This window comes from Acidovorax sp. 107 (genome assembly GCF_003058055.1).
Lineage (GTDB): Bacteria > Pseudomonadota > Gammaproteobacteria > Burkholderiales > Burkholderiaceae_C > Acidovorax.
Genome location: NZ_QBTZ01000001.1, coordinates 4,835,538 through 4,852,981, shown reverse-complemented (window position 1 = coordinate 4,852,981; position 17,444 = coordinate 4,835,538). Strand labels below are relative to the sequence as shown.

At 65.7% G+C, this 17,444-nt stretch carries 14 protein-coding genes; 10 read left to right on the top strand and 4 right to left on the bottom strand.

What is annotated here, in order from left to right:
* Nucleotides 1–115 precede the first annotated feature (115 nt).
* On the top strand, nt 116–1,177 hold the full coding sequence (locus C8C99_RS22590) for a porin (protein ID WP_108626945.1): 1,062 nt from the start codon (nt 116–118) through the stop codon (nt 1,175–1,177).
* A 130-nt stretch (nt 1,178–1,307) separates the two neighbouring features.
* Here C8C99_RS22590 and ahpF read toward each other — a convergent pair whose 3' ends face one another.
* Both ahpF and ahpC read right to left on the bottom strand, forming a co-directional pair.
* Nucleotides 1,308–2,876 (bottom strand): alkyl hydroperoxide reductase subunit F, encoded by a 1,569-nt coding sequence (gene ahpF, locus C8C99_RS22585; RefSeq protein WP_108626944.1) that lies wholly within the window; start codon nt 2,874–2,876, stop codon nt 1,308–1,310.
* 159 nt (nt 2,877–3,035) lie between these two features.
* A complete protein-coding gene (ahpC, locus tag C8C99_RS22580; RefSeq protein WP_056639888.1) occupies nt 3,036–3,611 on the bottom strand; it encodes an alkyl hydroperoxide reductase subunit C in 576 nt (191 codons plus the stop codon).
* Nucleotides 3,612–3,897: 286 nt separating this feature from the next.
* Between ahpC and bfr the strand changes: the two genes are divergently transcribed.
* From bfr to C8C99_RS22555, 5 genes are all read left to right on the top strand, one after another.
* Entirely contained in the window at nt 3,898–4,374 is a 477-nt protein-coding gene (bfr, locus tag C8C99_RS22575; RefSeq protein WP_056639890.1) for a bacterioferritin, read from the top strand.
* A gap of 415 nt (nt 4,375–4,789) precedes the next feature.
* Nucleotides 4,790–5,107, top strand: coding sequence for a DUF3649 domain-containing protein (locus C8C99_RS22570; protein ID WP_108626943.1), 318 nt, complete (start codon nt 4,790–4,792; stop codon nt 5,105–5,107).
* A gap of 95 nt (nt 5,108–5,202) precedes the next feature.
* Nucleotides 5,203–6,888, top strand: coding sequence for a PepSY domain-containing protein (locus C8C99_RS22565; protein ID WP_233247409.1), 1,686 nt, complete (start codon nt 5,203–5,205; stop codon nt 6,886–6,888).
* A 5-nt stretch (nt 6,889–6,893) separates the two neighbouring features.
* The gene (locus C8C99_RS22560) at nt 6,894–7,226 is read left to right on the top strand and encodes a DUF3325 domain-containing protein (RefSeq protein ID WP_108626941.1); all 333 of its coding nucleotides are present in this window, start codon (nt 6,894–6,896) and stop codon (nt 7,224–7,226) included.
* A 193-nt stretch (nt 7,227–7,419) separates the two neighbouring features.
* Nucleotides 7,420–9,588 (top strand): TonB-dependent siderophore receptor, encoded by a 2,169-nt coding sequence (locus C8C99_RS22555; protein WP_108626940.1) that lies wholly within the window; start codon nt 7,420–7,422, stop codon nt 9,586–9,588.
* Between the two features lie 222 nt (nt 9,589–9,810).
* Here the strand turns inward: C8C99_RS22555 and C8C99_RS22550 are convergent, their stop codons facing one another.
* The gene (locus tag C8C99_RS22550) at nt 9,811–10,407 is read right to left on the bottom strand and encodes a hypothetical protein (RefSeq protein WP_108626939.1); all 597 of its coding nucleotides are present in this window, start codon (nt 10,405–10,407) and stop codon (nt 9,811–9,813) included.
* Nucleotides 10,408–10,498: 91 nt separating this feature from the next.
* A complete protein-coding gene (locus C8C99_RS24365) occupies nt 10,499–12,130 on the bottom strand; it encodes a methyl-accepting chemotaxis protein (RefSeq protein ID WP_056639903.1) in 1,632 nt (543 codons plus the stop codon).
* Nucleotides 12,131–12,504: 374 nt separating this feature from the next.
* Between C8C99_RS24365 and C8C99_RS22540 the strand changes: the two genes are divergently transcribed.
* The 4 genes from C8C99_RS22540 to C8C99_RS22525 all read left to right on the top strand — a co-directional run bounded on the left by C8C99_RS22540 (nt 12,505) and on the right by C8C99_RS22525 (nt 17,358).
* On the top strand, nt 12,505–13,737 hold the full coding sequence (locus C8C99_RS22540) for a PepSY domain-containing protein (RefSeq protein WP_108626938.1): 1,233 nt from the start codon (nt 12,505–12,507) through the stop codon (nt 13,735–13,737).
* Complete coding sequence (locus C8C99_RS22535; protein ID WP_108626937.1) at nt 13,734–14,012, top strand: hypothetical protein; 279 nt, start codon at nt 13,734–13,736, stop codon at nt 14,010–14,012. Before C8C99_RS22540 ends, C8C99_RS22535 begins: the two co-directional genes overlap by 4 nt.
* Before the next feature lie 27 nt (nt 14,013–14,039).
* Entirely contained in the window at nt 14,040–16,268 is a 2,229-nt protein-coding gene (locus tag C8C99_RS22530) for a TonB-dependent siderophore receptor (RefSeq protein WP_108626936.1), read from the top strand.
* 349 nt (nt 16,269–16,617) lie between these two features.
* Nucleotides 16,618–17,358 (top strand): TonB-dependent receptor, encoded by a 741-nt coding sequence (locus C8C99_RS22525; protein WP_108626935.1) that lies wholly within the window; start codon nt 16,618–16,620, stop codon nt 17,356–17,358.
* Nucleotides 17,359–17,444: the final 86 nt, after the last annotated feature.

Here is a 17,444-nt window from a genome sequence, read left to right as displayed (position 1 = left end):
CGCGCCAGGCGTCCACTGCGGCGCCACCTTCCAAAAAAAAGCAACCCACCCCACCGCACGCGGGCACTCCGTGCGGCGCACCGCTGTGCGCGCCACAACAACGACAAGGAGACCTATGAAACCCCAACATCTGGCATGGCTGGCCGCACTGGCCACGCCCGCACTCACCCTGGCGCAGAGCAGCACCACCCTGTACGGCATAGCCGATGCCGGCGTGCGCCACACCACCGGCATGACCGCCGCCAACGCGCCCAGCGCCGCCTCTGCGACCACCCTGGCCACCGGCGTCAACAGCACCAGCCGCTTCGGCTTGCGGGGCCGGGAGGAACTGGGGGACGGCCTCTACGCGCTCTTCAACTTCGAAACCGGCCTGAACATCGACAGCGGCAGTACCGCCAGCACCAAGTTTTTTGACCGCGCCGCCATCGTCGGCCTGGGCAGCGCCTGGGGCCAGGTGACGGTGGGCCGGCAGACCAATTTGCTGGCCGACGCCGTGAGCCCCGTTGACGCAGCCGGCATGCGCTTCGCGTCGTTCAACCCCAACATCGCCACGGCGGCCTTGAGCAGCCATGGCCTGGGCATTGAATATGGCACGGCAGGCTCTTCCAGCGGCTCTTACCGGCTGGACAACGCCCTCAAATACACGGGCCGGTTCGGTCCCGTCACCGCGCGCGCCATGTACAGCTTCGGAGAAAACGCCGGGAGCACCTCGGCCCAGTCCTCGGCAGGTGCGGGCTTGACCTATGCCACAGGGGCCTGGACCGCTTCGGGCGCCGTCCAGCGTTTCAAAACGGCAGACAACCTGGCACTGCAGGCCTTCACACTGGGCGCCGCCTACCAGCTGGGCAGCGTGCGCCTGGCCGCCAACACCGCGCGCAGCGAAGCCGACACATCCACCACGGCACGCACGGAGCAGCGGGTGCAGTCAGCGGGTGCGACGTGGTCTGCCACGGGCCTGCTGGACATCACCGTCGCCGTGTACCGCCTGGACCGCCAGCGAACCGGCAAGCAGGAAGACGGCTACACCCGGGCCCTTCTGTTTGCCGAGTACAAGCTTTCACGCCGCACCAAACTGTATGCAGAGCTGGACCGCACCCAGTGGCGCGACGGCTTCCAGGGCACCGCCAACAAGGACCGCGCCACCGGCATCACCACCGGCGTGCTGCACACCTTCTGACCCGGATTCACACGCGGGCATTCAGGGCAAAAAGAAAACGGCGGGGCTGCTCTTCACAGCTCCGCCGCTTCTAATTTGATAGCTTGATAGGTTTATTGGATAAGCACTACCAGCCCATTTTCTCTAAAAATCACGCTGGCACACTGGTGCGTATCAGGTGATCGAACGCGCTCAGCGCGGCCGTGGAGCCAGCGCCTGCAGCAATCACGATCTGCTTGTAGGGCACCGTGGTGCAGTCGCCCGCGGCAAACACACCGGGTACGTTGGTGTGCCCCTTGGCATCGATCTCGATCTCGCCAAACTTGCTCAAGGCCACCGTGCCCTTGAGCCAGTCGGTGTTGGGCACCAGGCCGATCTGCACAAACACACCTTCCAGCGGCACCAGCTGCTCTTCGCCCGTCGCGCGGTCCTTGAATTTGAGGCCATTGACCTTGCCGTCGGCACCCGTGATCTCGGTGGTCTGCGCGTTGGTGTGGATGGTCACGTTGGGCAGGCTTTGGAGCTTCCTGACCAGCACGGCGTCAGCCTTGAGCTGGTCGGCAAATTCCACCAACGTGACGTGCGCCACGATACCTGCGAGGTCGATGGCGGCCTCGACACCCGAGTTGCCGCCGCCAATCACCGCCGTGCGCTTGCCTTTGAACAGCGGGCCGTCACAGTGCGGGCAGTAGGCCACGCCCTTGTTCTTGTACTCGGCTTCGCCGGGCACGTTGACGTTGCGCCAGCGCGCGCCGGTGGACAGGATCACCGTCTTGGCCTTGAGCGTGCCGCCATTGGCCAGCTGCACCTCGATCAGCCCGCCCGGCTGTGCGGCCGGAATCAGCTTGTGGGCGCGCTGCAGGTTCATGATGTCCACGTCGTAGGCGCGGGTGTGGGCCTCCAGCGCGGCGGCAAACTTGGGGCCGTCGGTCTCGATCACCGAGATGTAGTTCTCGATGCCCAGCGTGTCGTTGACCTGGCCGCCAAAGCGCTCGGCAGCCACGCCGGTGCGGATGCCCTTGCGGGCCGCATACACGGCAGCGGCGGCGCCTGCGGGGCCGCCACCGACGATGAGCACGTCGTACGGTGCCTTGGCACTGAGCTTGGCAGCTTCACGGGCGGCGGAGCCGGTGTCGAGCTTGGCCACGATCTCTTCAATCGTCATGCGGCCCGAGCCAAACACCTGCCCGTTCAGGAACACCATGGGTACGGCCATGATTTCACGGTCGGTCACTTCCTGCTGGAAGGCGCCGCCCTCGATCACTGTGGTCTTGATCTGGGGGTTGACGATGGCCATGAGCGACAGCGCCTGCACCACGTCGGGGCAGTTGTGGCAGGTCAGGCTCATGTAGACCTCGAAGTTGAAGTCACCTTCCAGCGCCTTGATCGAGTCGATCACGTCCTGCTCCACCTTGGGTGGGTGGCCGCCCGTCCACAGCAGGGCCAGCACCAGCGACGTGAACTCGTGGCCCAGGGGCAGGCCGGCAAAGCGCAGGCTGTTGGTGGCGCCTACGCGCTGCAGGCTGAAGGACGGCTTGCGCGCATCGTTGCCATCGGTGCGCAGGGTGATCTTGTCGCTGCGCAGCGCCTGGATGGTTGTCAGCAGCTCGCGCATGTCGCGCGCCGTCTCGCTGTCGTCCAGGGAGGCCACCAGCTCAAACGGCTGCTGTACGCGCTCGAGGTAAGCGGAAAGCTGGGTTTTGAGTTGTTCGTCGAGCATGGCGGTGTCCTTTGAATTTTGAGTGGTGTTGCGGGAAGGGTGACGGCAAGCAGCTGGTAGGTCCAGCCTGCAAGTCAACTTCCGGGCGTAAAAAAGCCGGACGGCATGGCGCACACGCGCCACGACGCTGTCCGGCTTGGGAGGGCCGAATACGGAGGCTTAGATCTTGCCGACCAGGTCCAGCGAAGGCGTCAGGGTCTTGGCGCCTTCCTTCCACTTGGCGGGGCAGACCTGGCCAGGGTTGGCGGCGGTGAACTGGGCAGCCTTGAGCTTGCGCAGGGTTTCCGACACGTCGCGGGCGATTTCGTTGGAGTGGATTTCCATCGTCTTGATCACGCCATCGGGGTTGATCACGAACGTGCCGCGCAGTGCCAGGCCTTCTTCAGGGATGTGCACGCCAAAAGCGTTGGTCAGCTGGTGCGTTGGGTCGCCCACCAGAGGGAACTTGGCCTTGCCGACGGCGTCGGAGGTCTCGTGCCACACCTTGTGCGAGAAGTGCGTGTCGGTGGTCACGATGTAGACCTCGGCACCGGCCTTCTGGAATTCAGCGTAGTTGTCGGCAGCGTCTTCGATTTCGGTAGGGCAGTTGAAGGTGAAGGCTGCAGGCATGAAGATCAGCACGGACCACTTGCCCTTGAGGGACTGCTCGGTCACTTCGATGAATTCACCCTTGCCGTCACGATTGACGAAAGCGGTGGTCTTGAAGGGCTGAACTTGCGTATTGATCAGGGACATTGCTGTTTCCTTAGTGGTTGGTTAACTGAACAGGACTGGAGTTTAGGCATTTCCCACCCATCAATCCAATTAATTGATTGAATTGAATCAATTGCTAATTACTATACAACGACAACATCCACAGCCACGGCCAGCCACCCCATGCAGAAGAGGGAACCCATGCGCGTGAACACGAATGCCTCTCAGCATCACACGCACCCCGCACGCGGTGACAGGGGCTTGCCTTGCGCGACTTGATGTGGCTCACGACAATCAACGCCGAATCCACACACTACAAGGAGTCCCCATGAAAGGTGACGCACAGGTCATTGGCCATCTGCAGGCCCAGCTCAAGAACGAACTCACGGCCATCAACCAGTACTTTCTGCACTACCGCATGCTCAAGCACTGGGGCTTCGACAAGCTGGCCAAGAAGGAATATTCGGAGTCCATCGGCGAGATGAAGCATGCCGACTGGCTCATGGACCGCATCTTCACGCTCGACGGCCTGCCCAACCTGCAGGACCTGGCCAAGATCCAGGTGGGCGAAGACGTGCCGGAGATCCTGGCCTGCGACCTGCGCGCCGAACAAGGCGCCCAGGCCACCATCAAGGACGGCATTGCCCACTGCGAAAGCGTGCGGGACTATGTGTCGCGTGACCTGCTGCAAAAGATCCTGGACGACACCGAGGAGCACATCGACTTCCTCGAAACCCAGATCGACCTGATCGGCAAGGTGGGGCTGCCCAACTACCTGCAGTCCCAGATGGGCGACATCGAATAAACGGCTGCGGACCTCCCAACGGGCTTCGGCCCGTTTTTTTTCGCCCCGCATCGGCAGGCCCGATCACACTCTGTTGCAACTGCACATCAACCTTCGCAATTTCTTCATTCTTTAATGCGAATGATTTGCAACCACATTAAAATACCGAACCATCATCTCCCGCCGCGTCGCGCGCACTGACATTTGTCTGTGCACGCAACAAGGGCAGGCGCTCAGCCCACCCCCACAGGGGGATGACTTCACCTGGAAGCCAGCCAGCCGGTGACCCATGTCACCTGCAACAGCCAGCGTTTGGTTTGTTTACCCATCCAACGACTGGAGCCCTGTCCATGCTGCGCCGCCCTGCCTGCCCCCGCCCTTTGGGAGTGCTGCCACACCCTGATTGCCAACGCGCTGCACCGACGGCGCTGCGGCCATGAAAACGGCATGCGTAGATGTGCGCTACCGCCTGGCCATTGCGTCGCGCGCCGTTGCGGCGGCGGCAGGTGGCTACGCGCTGGCAGCCAGCCTGGCTGGGGCACTGAGCCTCGCACTGGTGCCCGGCCTGCCACGGGTGGAGGCGGTGCTCACTGCCACCATGCTCGCATGGCTGGCCTATGCAGGGGCCGTGGCCTGGGCGTTTTATGCGCGCACCGCCTGGGGGGCCTGGGGCGGCACCGTACTACCCGCGCTGGCACTGGGCGCTTATGCGACTGCGCCACAGTGGCTGGCATCGTTGGGGAGCGCAGCATGACGGCGCGCGCCCCCCGCTCCTCGCGCAACGTTGAGGGCGCGGCATCCCCCCAGGCCTGCGCCGCCTCCAAGGACCGCGAAGGCTTTCGCCAGGCGATGGCCTGGGTGCACACCTGGGCCGGTCTGGTGCTGGGCTGGCTGCTGTTTGCCATCTTCCTCACCGGCACGCTGTCGTTCTTCAAAAGCGAGTTCACGCGCTGGATGCACCCCGAGTGGCATGGCCTGCAGAGCGCCGACCCGTTGGCGACCGACCACCAGGCGGCCGACAAGGCGCTGGCCGCCTTGCAACGCCAGGCCCCGAGCGTGACGCAATGGATCCTGCGCCTGCCCGATGCACGCGACCCCACCGTCACCGTACTCTGGCGCGACAAAGCCAACGGCCGCTTTGAGACCTTGCACATGAACCCGCAGACGGGCGAGGCCATCCCCGCTCGGGAGACCATGGGTGGCGACTTCTTCTACCGCTTTCACTTTGAACTGCGCACCGCCGCCAAAGGCCGCTGGGCGCTGGAGGGCCGCTGGGTGGTGGGCGCCGCCACGTTCATGATGTTGGTGGCGCTGCTCAGTGGCATCGTCACGCACCGGCGCTTCTTCAAGGACTTCTTCACCTTCCGCCCCGGCAAGGGCGGGCAGCGCGCCTGGCTGGATGCGCACAACGTCAGTGGCGTGCTGGTGTTGCCGTTCTATTTGATGATCACCTTCAGCGGGCTGATGATCTTTCACACGCTGTACCTGCCCTCGGGCATCGCCACCGCTTACCGGGGCGACAAGGGTGTGGATGCCAACGCCTACTTTGCCGACTTGCAGGGCGAAAAACCCGAACGCCGCGTGCGGCGCGGACCCAGCGAGCAGATAGACCCGCTTCCACCCATCGCGCTCCAGCCCATTCTGCAAGCCGCCACCACCCGATGGGAAGGCGGCCGCATTGGCGGCGTGCAGGCGCGGCGCGATGCCCAGGGTCGGGTGGTGGTCGAAGTGTCACGGCATGCCGGCGACCGTCTTCAGTACCGACCGCCCCGGTTGCTGTTTGATGGCACCACCGGCCAGTGGCTGGAGCAGGCCGACCCGGCCAGCCCCGCCGTCACCACCTATGGCGTGCTGTACGGCTTGCACATGGCGCGGTTTGCCGACATCGGCCTGCGCTGGGCGCTGTTCGCCTTTGGCCTGCTGGGCAGCCTGATGATCGCCACCGGCCTGGTGCTGTGGTCGGTCAAGCGCAGCGCCAAGTCACACCTGCAGGCCAGCCGCAAAGGGATTGTGGCCAGCAACACCGGCAAGGCGCCGTTTGGCGAACGCCTGGTGGCCGCCATCAACATCGCCACGCTGGCGGGACTGCCGCTGGCGTGCGGCGTGTACATCGCCTCCAACCGCCTGATCCCCCTCGGCATCGAGGGCCGGGCAGATGTGGAACTGGCCTGGTTCTTCAGCGCCTGGGGTTTTGCCCTGCTGTGGGCGCTGGCCAGTGCCGTGGTCCGGCCCAGCCGCATGGGCTGGTCGGTGCCGCTGGGCGCAGCGGGCCTGGTGTGGGCCCTGCTCCCGGTGATCAACGCCCTGACCACCCACACCCACCTGGGCATCACGCTGCCTGCGGGTGAATGGGTATGGGCCAGCATGGACCTGGCCTTCCTGGCCACCGGCGTGCTGCTGGGCTGGGTGTCATGGCGGCTGCTTCCGGGCCGTGCGCCCCGGGGCCATGCCACTGCCGCCAAGGTGGCACGCACCGCGCCTTCGGCAGCATTGCCCGCTGCTCCCGATGTTTCGGTTTCTACCTCGGGGACCTGAACACCATGTCCGCTTTTCTGCTGTGTTTTGCAGGCTGGTCGGCCATCGCGCTTGGCATGGACCGGCACCATGAAGACGCCACGGGGCACGAGGGCACGGCCCACCGCCTGCAACAGCTGCGCTGCGCCGGATGGCTGCTGCTGCTGTTCTCGCTCTGGCTCGCTGCCCGCCCCACGGGTGGTGCACTGGCTTCGCTGGCAGTGACGGCGTGGACGGTGGCCCTGTCGATGGCCGCCGTGGCCGTGACCGCCGCCATGACCTGGCAGCCCCGACGCACCCCACTGCTGGCAGGGGCGGCCCTGGTGTCAGGCCTCGCGGCCAGGGCCGGGGGCTGGTGAGCGGATGAGGCCCCGCCTCATCCCCTGCAGGTTCGGGCGTTAAAGCCCCGCTCTTGCTGCGCCCTGTTCACTCTTCTTCGTTTTCTCTCCCCTCGCTCTGCGCCCCCCAAGCCAGTGGCCCGCACGGGCCCCGCCAGGCCCGGTGCCGTCGGAGCCAATGTCAACCGCGTTGCGCACACACCTAGGAAAAATCATGCACGCACCCCTCCGCCTTCGCCACCCCCAGGCCCTGCACCCGCTGGCCGCTGCCGTCTTGGCCGCTTTCTGCGGCACGGCCCTGGCGCAAAGCGCCCCGCCCGCCAAGCCCCCTCAGACGCTGAGCGAGGTCACGGTGCAATCCACCACCGGCGACGACGGCTACTCACCCGCCGCCAGCACCTCCGCCACCAAGGGCAGCGCACCGCTGCGCGACGTGCCCCAGGCTGTGAACGTGGTGCCCGAGCAGCTCATGCGCGACCAGGGCGCGCGCTCGATGGAGGACGTGCTGCGCAACGTGCCCGGCGTGGCCATGAGCCACGGCGACGGCCAGCGAGACCAAGTGGTGATCCGCGGCTTTACCGCCATCGCCGACCAGTTTGTGGACGGCGTGCGCGACGATGCGCTGTATTTCCGCGACCTGGCCGACATCGAGCGCGTGGAAGTGCTCAAGGGCCCGGCCGCCGTGCTGTACGGGCGCGGCTCCTCGGGCGGGCTCATCAACCGCGTGACCAAGAAACCAAAGTTCGGCGAGACGTCGGGCGAGGCCAGCCTGGGCCTGGGCAGCTTTGACTACCGCCGCGCCACGGCCGACGTGAATGTGGGCATCAGCGAGACCGCGGCCCTCCGCATCAATGCCGCCGTGGAAGACTCGGGCAGCTACCGCGACCAGCAGTTCGTCAAGCGCCACAACTTCGCGCCCTCGCTGGCCCTCAAGCTCGCCGCGCAGACCGACCTGTTGCTGCAGTACACCAACGCACGCGACAAGCGCCTGACAGACTTCGGTATCCCGGCCCTGAACGGCCGCCCGGTGAACGTGCCCGCTAGCACCTACTACGGCTCCAGCAACGCCGCGCAAGACGACACCACCACCAGCACCATGCAATCGCTGGCGGCCACGCTCAACCATCGCTTCAACGATGACTGGTCGGTGCGCAATGTGACGCGCGCCTATGACTACGCTCTGGACCGCTACAACACCCTGCCCGGCGGCACCACCAACCCGGTGAACCTGACCGTGGGCCGCACGCGCTCGTTCATCCTGCGCGACGAGAGCGGCATCTTCAACCAGACCGACGTGACCTGGCGCAACCAGCTGGGCGGCCTGAAGCAGGAATGGCTGATGGGCATGGAACTGGGCCAGCAGAAGAAACGCGCGGAATCCGTCTCGGGCGGTGCGGACCGCGTCTCCATCTTCAACCCCGCGGGCGTGGCCGCCCCAGTGATTCCGGCCGCCAGCTACACCGCCGACAGCGCCATCCCCAGCCACACCACGCAGGACACCGCCGCGCTGTACTGGCAGGATCAGATCACGCTGGCGCCCCAGTGGAAGGCGCTGGTGGGTGCGCGCTATGACGTGTTCAAGCAGCAGACAGAGTTTGACCGCAAGCTCTCCGCGTTGTCGCGCACCGACAAGAAGTTCAGCCCCCGCGCAGGCCTGGTGTGGCAGCCCAGCGATACCGTGTCGTACTACGTGTCGTACAGCAAGTCGTTCCAGCCCTCGGCAGAGACCTTTGCGCTGGCCGCCAACAACACCGCCAACGAGCCCGAGATCACGCAGAACAAGGAAATCGGCGTGAAGCTCGACCTGCTGGACGGCCGCCTGAATGTGACCGGCGCGCTGTTCAACCTGGAGCGCACCAACATCAAGAACACCGACCCCAGCAACCCGTCGCGCCAGATCAACGTGGGCACGCAGCGCACCAACGGGCTCGAGCTGGCCGCGAATGGCCGCCTGCCGGACCGCTGGGACGTGAGCGCGGGCTATGCCTGGCTGGACGGGCGCATGACGAAGTCGCTGGCCACCACGGGCTCGCTGCAGCTGCCTACGGCCGCCGTCCCCGCGCAGGGCAAGGTCGCCGCGCTCACGCCGCGCAACTCCGCCTTCCTGTGGGCCATGAAAGACCTGGGCCACGGCCTGCGCGTGGGCGGCGGCGTGAACTATGTCGGTGCTCGCTTCACCTCGCTCACCAACCTGGTGACCCTGCCCGGCTACACCACGCTCGACGCAGCGCTGCAGTACACGCTGGGCCAGTGGGATGTGGACGTGAACATCAAGAACCTGGCCAACCGCAAGTATTACGTGTCGGCCCACGGCAGCAACGACAACCTGATCCTGCCCGGCTCGCCGCGTGCGCTGCAGGTCACGCTGCGCACGCGGTTCTGACCCATGCGATAGGCGCCTGGGTCTCCGCGAACTCCTGAGACCCACAGAGCACAAAAGATGCATTCAACTTGGCGCTAGTGCGCGTATTTCAAGCACTAGCAGCTATTTAATTTATAGCAAAACCAGGTATTGACGGAGCCAATGAATGCATCGGCGGGACAAGGTATCGGGTCCGTGCCAGCGGCGGCGGCTGTGCGCGGTCCTGATTCCGTCCAATACCTTTCATTCCATGGCCCAGGTGCCGTCGAAAAGCTCCGCCCTCAGCCCGAGCTCAATGATCTGCGCTATCAAGGTACGCACCGATTCTCTGGCCCGGTCGCGTTCGGGGTCAAACTGTTGCGAAGGCACCAAGGGGCGGTGGACGTAGCCACCACGACCCCACAAACCGCGCCAGCGGGCCATGTTGGTGGCCTCCAGCGACACTGCATTCAAAGACTCCACGTAGAGGTATCCCGTGGCCACGAGCTGCTGAATGCTGTGGCGCTCGGTCGCGCTTCGGGTGGTGATCTGCTCGCTGTGCAGCGCCACCATCGCCATCCCGAGCAGTCGCGTCAACGACGCCGAGGTCTGCACGGCCAGATCCACCAGCCTGTGAACCTCGTCGCAGGCACCGGCGGCATGCCAATCCCCTGCGACGTCCTTTTCGACCGAAACGATGGCCAGGGTGCCGGACATGGCTGTCAGCATGTGGGATGCCAATGCAAACAGGTTCACGATGCCCAGCGCACCCTTGCGCTGCTCAGGGCTTTGAACTGCGGGCAAGTCATCGAACCGCCGAGCCATCAGTTGCTGGATGAGCTTTGTGGACTCTTCGGTCATCGCCCACTCCCCAGGAGTCCGGTATGTGTCTGGTCTGCACCACGGCGGATTGCCATATCAGCGCACATGCTGCCAGGACACGCGACGCCGATCACGCTGCGTAGCCCAGCTGGAGCCGCTGAGGGACGGCTCCCAGCGCTGCGCCCGCGCCCGCGAGGCCATCCAGCTTGAAGATCTGCACCGCCTGGCTCAGTTGCCTGGCCTGCATGTCCAAGCTCTGGGCTGCGGCTGCACTCTCTTCGACCAGCGCGGCGTTCTGCTGCGTGACCTGGTCCATCTGGTTCACCGCCTGACCGATCTGCGCCACGCCAGAGCTTTGCTCTGCACTGGCAGAGCTGATCTCTCCCACGATTTCGGTCACGCGCTTGATGGCCCCCACCACCTCTTCCATGGTCTGGCCCGCCTGATCCACGAGCTGGGAGCCCACGGTCACTTTCTCCACGCTGTCGCTGATCAGCGCCTTGATCTCCTTGGCGGCAGACGCACTGCGCTCAGCAAGGTTGCGCACCTCGGTAGCGACCACGGCAAACCCACGTCCCTGCTCGCCAGCGCGGGCCGCCTCGACCGCGGCATTCAAGGCCAGGATGTTGGTCTGGAAGGCAATGCCGTCAATCACACCGATGATGTCGGAGATCTTGCGCGAACTGTCGTTGATCCCCTTCATGGTGTCGACCACGCGAGAGACTGCATCGCCCCCCTGGGTGGCCACCGTGGACGCGCTGATGGCCAGCCGGTCCGCCACCTTGGCGCTTTCTGCGTTGTTGCGAACCGTGGTGCTGAACTGCTCCATGGTGGCGGCGGTCTGCTGCAGGGCGCTGGCCTGCTCTTCGGTGCGCTGGCTCAGATCCACATTGCCGCGTGCAATCTCCGAGGTGCCGATGGCAATGGAATCCGATGCACCACGCACCTTCGCAACGATGTCGGCGAGATTCTGTTGCATCACGCTCAGCGAGGCCAGGACACTCCCCTGGGCCGCACGGTCTGCACCCGGAACCGATGACAGATCGCCATTGGCCACACGCTGCGCGGCTTCGCTCAGCGCACCAGGCTCGGCCCCCAGTGCCCGTGCCACGCTACGTGTGATGAAGAAACCAGAGAGCAGTGCCACCACGGTCGCAAGCAACGCAAGCACCACCAGACGGGTCCGCTGGGCCACCATTTCAGCCTCGGATTCTTTGACAAGGTCCTGGGCCCGGGCGTCCGTGACGAGCTGGTACTCACGGGTCTTGGCGATCAGGGCAGCCAGCAGCGGACGGCATTCGCCGTTGATCCTCGCAATCGCCTCATCACGCTGCCCCTTCAGCGCCAGCTCCACGATCTGCAATGCCACCGGGCCGTAGGACTGCTCGATTCGATCGATGTCGTCCACCAGCGCCTTGATGTTGGCAGGCACGTGGCCAGCAGCCACCATGTCCTTGAGCCGCGCCAATCGTTCCTGCACATCGGCATGGGCACCGGCCACCGCCAGTTTCTCGGTGGCGCGATCGGCGTCGTTGGTGGCCAGCACGAGATTTCTGGCGGCAACTGCCCTGCGGTTGACCGACGCCTGGACCTCCTGCGCCATGTGGGCCCGGGCATTGATGCCGGTGACGAAGTCGTGAAACTGCTCTTTCTCCTGCGTCATGTCATGGATGGAGGTCCCCGCCACCAGCAGGATCAAGACAACCATGAGCCCAAAGGCCAGGCTCAGTTTGGTACGGACAGTCATGCGTTGGCGGGTCATGGAATCACATCGAAGTTTTGCTGAAAATCAAATTTTTTACGAATTTATCATTTTTGTCAAATTCATTTTCATCATTTACAAATACAGCGAAAGATGCCGTTGTGCATTCCCTACAACACAAAACAATGCAAAACTAAATCATTCTCATTTGCGATGTAAAATTAGGTTTCCGCGAGCCACTGCCTCTTCTTCGGCAGCAGCCAGCACCCACCGTCCTCAGATGTTTTCGGGTTGCCTGGCTTGAACCATTCTTTTTCCCCTGTCCGTAAAACCGCTTCCAAGCCGTGGCGGCCCCGCGTGCTTGCGGCAGCCGGGGCACACCGCAACGCCAACGCCGCACGCCAGCGGGACTCCTCCGACAGTCCCTCCACGCCATGCTGAGCCCCGCCGCCCTGCGCCGCTGGAGCTGGACCCACAAGTGGTCCAGCTTGGTGTGCACCGTCTTCATGCTGCTGCTGTGCCTTACCGGCCTGCCGCTGATCTTTCACCACGAAATTGGCCACCTGCTGGGCACCGAGGTGGAGGCACCCGCCATGCCCGCCAGCACGCCCCGCGCGAGCCTGGACCAGGTGCTGGCCACGGCAAAGGCACTGCACCCCGAGCGCGTGGTGCAGTTCGCGTCACACGCCGAGGACGATGACAACGTCTGGTTCGTCACGCTCACGCCCACCCCGGCACCCACGGACGATTTCAAGTCGGTGGCCGTGGATGCACGCACCGCCAAGGTGCTGGCGCAGCCGCGCTTTGACGAGGGCTTCATGTATGTGATGTTCAAGCTGCACGTGGACCTGTTCGCCGGGTTGCCGGGCAAGCTGTTTCTGGGGTTCATGGGCCTGCTGCTGCTGGTGGCCATCGTCACCGGCGTGGTGCTGTATGCGCCGTTCATGCGCAAGCTGGCGTTTGGCGAGGTGCGGCGCGACCGCTCCAGGCGCGTGAAATGGCTCGATCTGCACAACCTGCTGGGCATCGTCACGCTGGTGTGGGCGCTGGTGGTCGGCGGCACAGGCATGATCAACACGTGGGCGGACCTGCTCATCAAATACTGGCAGTACGACCAGCTGTCCGTGCTGCTCAAGCCCTATGCAGGACAGCCCATCGTGCCCGCAGCCGAGCGCGGCCCGCTGCAGCAGGCGCTGGAGGCGGCGCAGGCCCAGGCGCCGGGCACCAAGCTGTCGTTCATTGCGTTTCCGGGCACGGCGTTCTCCAGCCCGCACCACAACACGTTCTTCATGCGCGGCAACGAGCCGCTCACATCCAAGCTGCTCAAGCCCGTGCTGGTGGATGCGCGCACGGCCGAGGTCACCGCCTCGCCCCGGCTGCCGTGGTATCTGACGGCCTTGCTGGTGTCGCAGCCGCTGCACTTTGGCGACTACGGCGGCATGCCGATGAAGATCCTCTGGGCGCTGCTCGACCTGGCCACCATCGTGGTGCTGGGCAGCGGGCTCTACCTGTGGCTGCGCAAGGGCGTGCAGGCGGGCAGCGGTACCAACAACAACGCCAACCCCGGCACCATCGCGGCCCCACCGTTGCCAGGCCCCGCCGGCCGGCCCGCCAACGTCGCTGCACGCGCCAGCAGCCCGCTGCGCCGCACGGAGGGCCGTGCATGAAGCCGAGCCCGTTGTGGTCGCTGTGGGGATGGCCCCTCGTGATGGCCGTGCTCACCACCACCGGACTGACCACCGCCCTCGTGTCCGACACCTGGGGCGACTGGTGGTCGTGGGTAGGCCTGGGTGTTCCGGTCGCGGTGATGGGTTGGTTTGCCTGGCCACGCACAGCTTCTGCAGCCCCTGCCCCGCACACCCAGGTCGGCACGCCGACCCGCACTCCTGGCACCTCCCACGACGGCGGCCAGGGCGCCCCAGCGCGCTCCACGCCACGCTGAGAACCCAACACACCCTCCTTTCACACCATGCGTCACGCTCCTTCCTGCACCACGTTCCCCCGCTTTGCCCACACCCCTGCCGCCCTCGCGGCCGCCGTGCTGTTCAGCCTCGCAGCGCCTGCCTGGGCGCAGGCCACCACCACCGGCCCGGTGGCAGAAGGCCAGACGCTGTCCACCGTCACGGTCAACGCCAGCGCCGACGCCTCGGCCCAGGGCCTGTCGCCCGCCTATGCCGGAGGCCAGGTGGCACGCGGCGCCCGTGCAGGCCTGCTGGGCACCAAGGACGCGATGGACACGCCGTTTTCCGCTACCAGCTACACCAATGAACTGATTCAGGACCGCCACGCCCGCAGCGTGGGTGACGTGCTGCAGAACGACCCCACCGTGCGTGTCGCCCGGGGCTTTGGCAACTTTCAGGAGGCTTATTTCATCCGGGGCTTCATCCTGGATTCGGACGACACCGCCTACAACGGCCTGTACAGCCTGCTGCCCCGCCAGTACATCGCCACCGAACTGTTCGAGCGCGTGGAGGTGCTGCGTGGCGCCTCGGCCTTTTTGAACGGCGCGAGCCCGAGCGGCGGCGGCATCGGCGGCAGCATCAACCTGCTGCCCAAACGCGCACCCAACGAGCCCCTGAACCGCGTGGGCTTTGGCGTGGCCGGTGGCGGACAGACGCAGGTCTCGGCCGACATCGCGCGCCGCTTCGGGCCTGATGGCAATACCGGTATCCGCGTGAATGCGGCCTCGCACAACGGTGGCACGGCGGTGGACGATGAAGACGTGCGGCTGGGCCTGGTGGCAGTGGGACTGGACTGGCGCAGCCGCGACGTGCGCCTGTCGGGCGACATCGGCTGGCAAGAGCACAAGCTCAAGAACACGCGCACCAACGTGACCCTGGGCGGTGGAGTGACCGCCGTGCCCAGCGCCCCTGACAACCAGACCAACTTCGCCCAGCCCTGGAGCTACTCGAACGAGCGCGACACCTTTGGCACGCTGCGCGGCGAATGGGACATCACGCCCGACATCACAGGCTGGGCCGCCGCTGGCGCGCGCCGCAGCTCGGAAGCCAATTCGCTGGCCAACCTCACGTTGACCGATGGCGTCACCGGCGCGGGCACCACCTACCGCTTCGACAACACCCGCAAGGACAGCGTGAACACCGGTGAGCTGGGCCTGCGCGGCAAGCTGCAGGCCGGTGGCGTTGGCCACGAATGGGTGGCGGTGGTTTCGCACTTCAGTTCTGACAAGAAGAACGCGTATGCGATGGACTTCGCCAACACGCAGGCCACCAACCTCTACCACCCCGTGGACGCGGCCTTGCCGGCCCTGAGCGCAGGGGCCTTCCGGGGGGGCGACCTGGCCGACCCGCGCCGCACCGGCAGCACGCGCCTGACCAGCTTTGCGCTGGGCGACACCCTGGCCTTGCTGGACAAGCGCCTGCTGCTCACCGCAGGCCTGCGCCACCAGACCTTGGAGATCGCCAACTACGCCTACGGCACGGCCGTGCAGACCGACCGCTACGACCAGAGCCGCACCAGCCCGCTGCTGGCCGCCGTTTACAAGGTGGACCAAGGCTTGTCGGTGTACGCCAACTACGTGGAGGGCCTGAGCCAGGGCCAGACCGCGCCCAGCACGGCGACCAACCGGGGCGAGATGCTGGCGCCGTATGTCTCCAAGCAAAAGGAAGTGGGCGTGAAGTTTGACGCCGGCCGTGTGGGCGGCAGCATCGCGCTGTTCTCCACCACCAAGCCGCGCGCTTTCTTGAACGCCGCCAACCTCTTCAGCACCAGCGGCAAGGACCGCCACCAGGGTGTGGAGCTGGCCCTGCAGGGCGAGGCCACCAAGGGCCTGCGCGTGCTGGGCGGGCTGACCTGGCTCGATGCCAAGCAGCTGAGCACCGGCTCTGCCACCACCGACGGCCAGCGCGTCATCGGCGTGCCCAAGCTGCAGGCCAACCTGGGTGCCGAATGGGACGTGCCCGGTGTACCCGGCCTGGCCGTGGACGGCCGCTGGGTGCACACCGGCGCCAGCTACGCCAACGCCACCAACACGCTGCAAGTACCCTGCTGGAACCGCCTGGACGTGGGCGCCCGCTACCTCACCGAAGTGCAAGGCAAACTCGTCACGCTGCGTGCGCGCATCGACAACCTGACCAACCGCAACTACTGGGCGTCGGTGGGCGGCTACCCCGGCCAGGGCTACCTGGTGGTGGGTGCACCGCGCACCTTGTCGCTGAGCGTGAGCGTGGATTTCTAAGGCCTGAAGCGCCTTCGCACGAATCGAGCGGAAAGTGTGCGCTGCACAAGCGATGGGTTGCAGTGGCAGCCCGAGCGCAGCCACGGCCGTGGTGATCGTGCAAAAGCCCCCTGACGCAGCATGACCGCACGGGCCGCGCCCACCGCGCCGCCCCTGGCCTGATCCGGCCTGTCCCAGCGCGTACCCCACGCCTGGCGCAGCACGGCACAGGCCGTAAAGCCACCGGGCGCTGATCCATTCAGCGTTGGCAGCTATCAATCAATGAGCACCCGCCCCCTGCGCAGCACGGGGCGTGGCGCAGCGCACCCCTTGTTTTTTGATGTTGTTAACCACTGAAAGGAAATCGTCCATGTCCTCCCAACCCACGCGCCAGGCCCCGCTGTTGGCCGCACTGCTGGCCTGCGCCGCCCTCACTGCGGCGAACAGCGCCCACGCCCACCAGGTCTGGCTTGAAAACGCCGGGGGCCAGGCGCGCCTGCACTTTGGCGAGTTCAACGAAAACCTGCGCGAAACCTCGCCCGGTCGGCTCGACCAGTTCAAGGGCGTGCCCCTACTGGAGCAGCAACGCCCGGGCGCCACTGCCCAGCGTGTGGAGGGCCAACTGGGCAAGGACGCCTTTGTGTACGCCACCACCGGTGCCTCCGACACCTTGCTGGCAGTGGCCGCCTACCCGCTGATCGACCGCAGCAAACGCAGCCTGCCTGCGATGTTCTGGCAGCCCTCGGCCCGCTGGGTGGCTGGCCTGACGCACGCCGTGGCGCCCACTGCCCCGCTGGACCTGGTGCCCACCGGTAAGCCCGGCGAGCTGAAAGCGATCTACAAGGGCGCACCGTTGCCCAAGGCCAAAGTGCAGCTGGCGGCGCCCTCGGGCTGGACGCGCGAGGCCGAGACCGGTGAAGACGGCACCGTGCGCTTTGTCACCCCGTGGAAGGGCCAGTACGTGGCCGAAGTGAAGCACAGCGACAAGACCGAAGGCGCCACGGCCCAAGGCGAGAAGTACGGCGAAGCCAGCTACGTGACCACGCTGACGTTTGTGCAGGCCGACGGCATGGCGTCGCCCGCCCTGCCCGAGCCCCCCAAAGGCCATTGAGGCCAGGCCCACCCTCGCCCCACCCCGGCGCGGCGCACAGCACCTGCCCAGGGCTTTGCCCGCGCTGGCGCGGCGTGGCGCGAACG

Coding starts and splice junctions, on each gene's coding strand:
- C8C99_RS22590 (WP_108626945.1), top strand. CDS start 116: ATGAAACCCCAACATCTGGCATGGCTGGCCGCACTGGCCACGCCCGCA.
- ahpC (WP_056639888.1), bottom strand. CDS start 3,611: ATGTCCCTGATCAATACGCAAGTTCAGCCCTTCAAGACCACCGCTTTC.
- C8C99_RS22570 (WP_108626943.1), top strand. CDS start 4,790: ATGAAAACGGCATGCGTAGATGTGCGCTACCGCCTGGCCATTGCGTCG.
- C8C99_RS22535 (WP_108626937.1), top strand. CDS start 13,734: ATGAAGCCGAGCCCGTTGTGGTCGCTGTGGGGATGGCCCCTCGTGATG.
- C8C99_RS22555 (WP_108626940.1), top strand. CDS start 7,420: ATGCACGCACCCCTCCGCCTTCGCCACCCCCAGGCCCTGCACCCGCTG.
- ahpF (WP_108626944.1), bottom strand. CDS start 2,876: ATGCTCGACGAACAACTCAAAACCCAGCTTTCCGCTTACCTCGAGCGC.
- C8C99_RS22560 (WP_108626941.1), top strand. CDS start 6,894: ATGTCCGCTTTTCTGCTGTGTTTTGCAGGCTGGTCGGCCATCGCGCTT.
- C8C99_RS24365 (WP_056639903.1), bottom strand. CDS start 12,130: ATGACCCGCCAACGCATGACTGTCCGTACCAAACTGAGCCTGGCCTTT.
- C8C99_RS22540 (WP_108626938.1), top strand. CDS start 12,505: ATGCTGAGCCCCGCCGCCCTGCGCCGCTGGAGCTGGACCCACAAGTGG.
- C8C99_RS22530 (WP_108626936.1), top strand. CDS start 14,040: ATGCGTCACGCTCCTTCCTGCACCACGTTCCCCCGCTTTGCCCACACC.
- C8C99_RS22565 (WP_233247409.1), top strand. CDS start 5,203: ATGGCCTGGGTGCACACCTGGGCCGGTCTGGTGCTGGGCTGGCTGCTG.
- bfr (WP_056639890.1), top strand. CDS start 3,898: ATGAAAGGTGACGCACAGGTCATTGGCCATCTGCAGGCCCAGCTCAAG.
- C8C99_RS22525 (WP_108626935.1), top strand. CDS start 16,618: ATGTCCTCCCAACCCACGCGCCAGGCCCCGCTGTTGGCCGCACTGCTG.
- C8C99_RS22550 (WP_108626939.1), bottom strand. CDS start 10,407: ATGACCGAAGAGTCCACAAAGCTCATCCAGCAACTGATGGCTCGGCGG.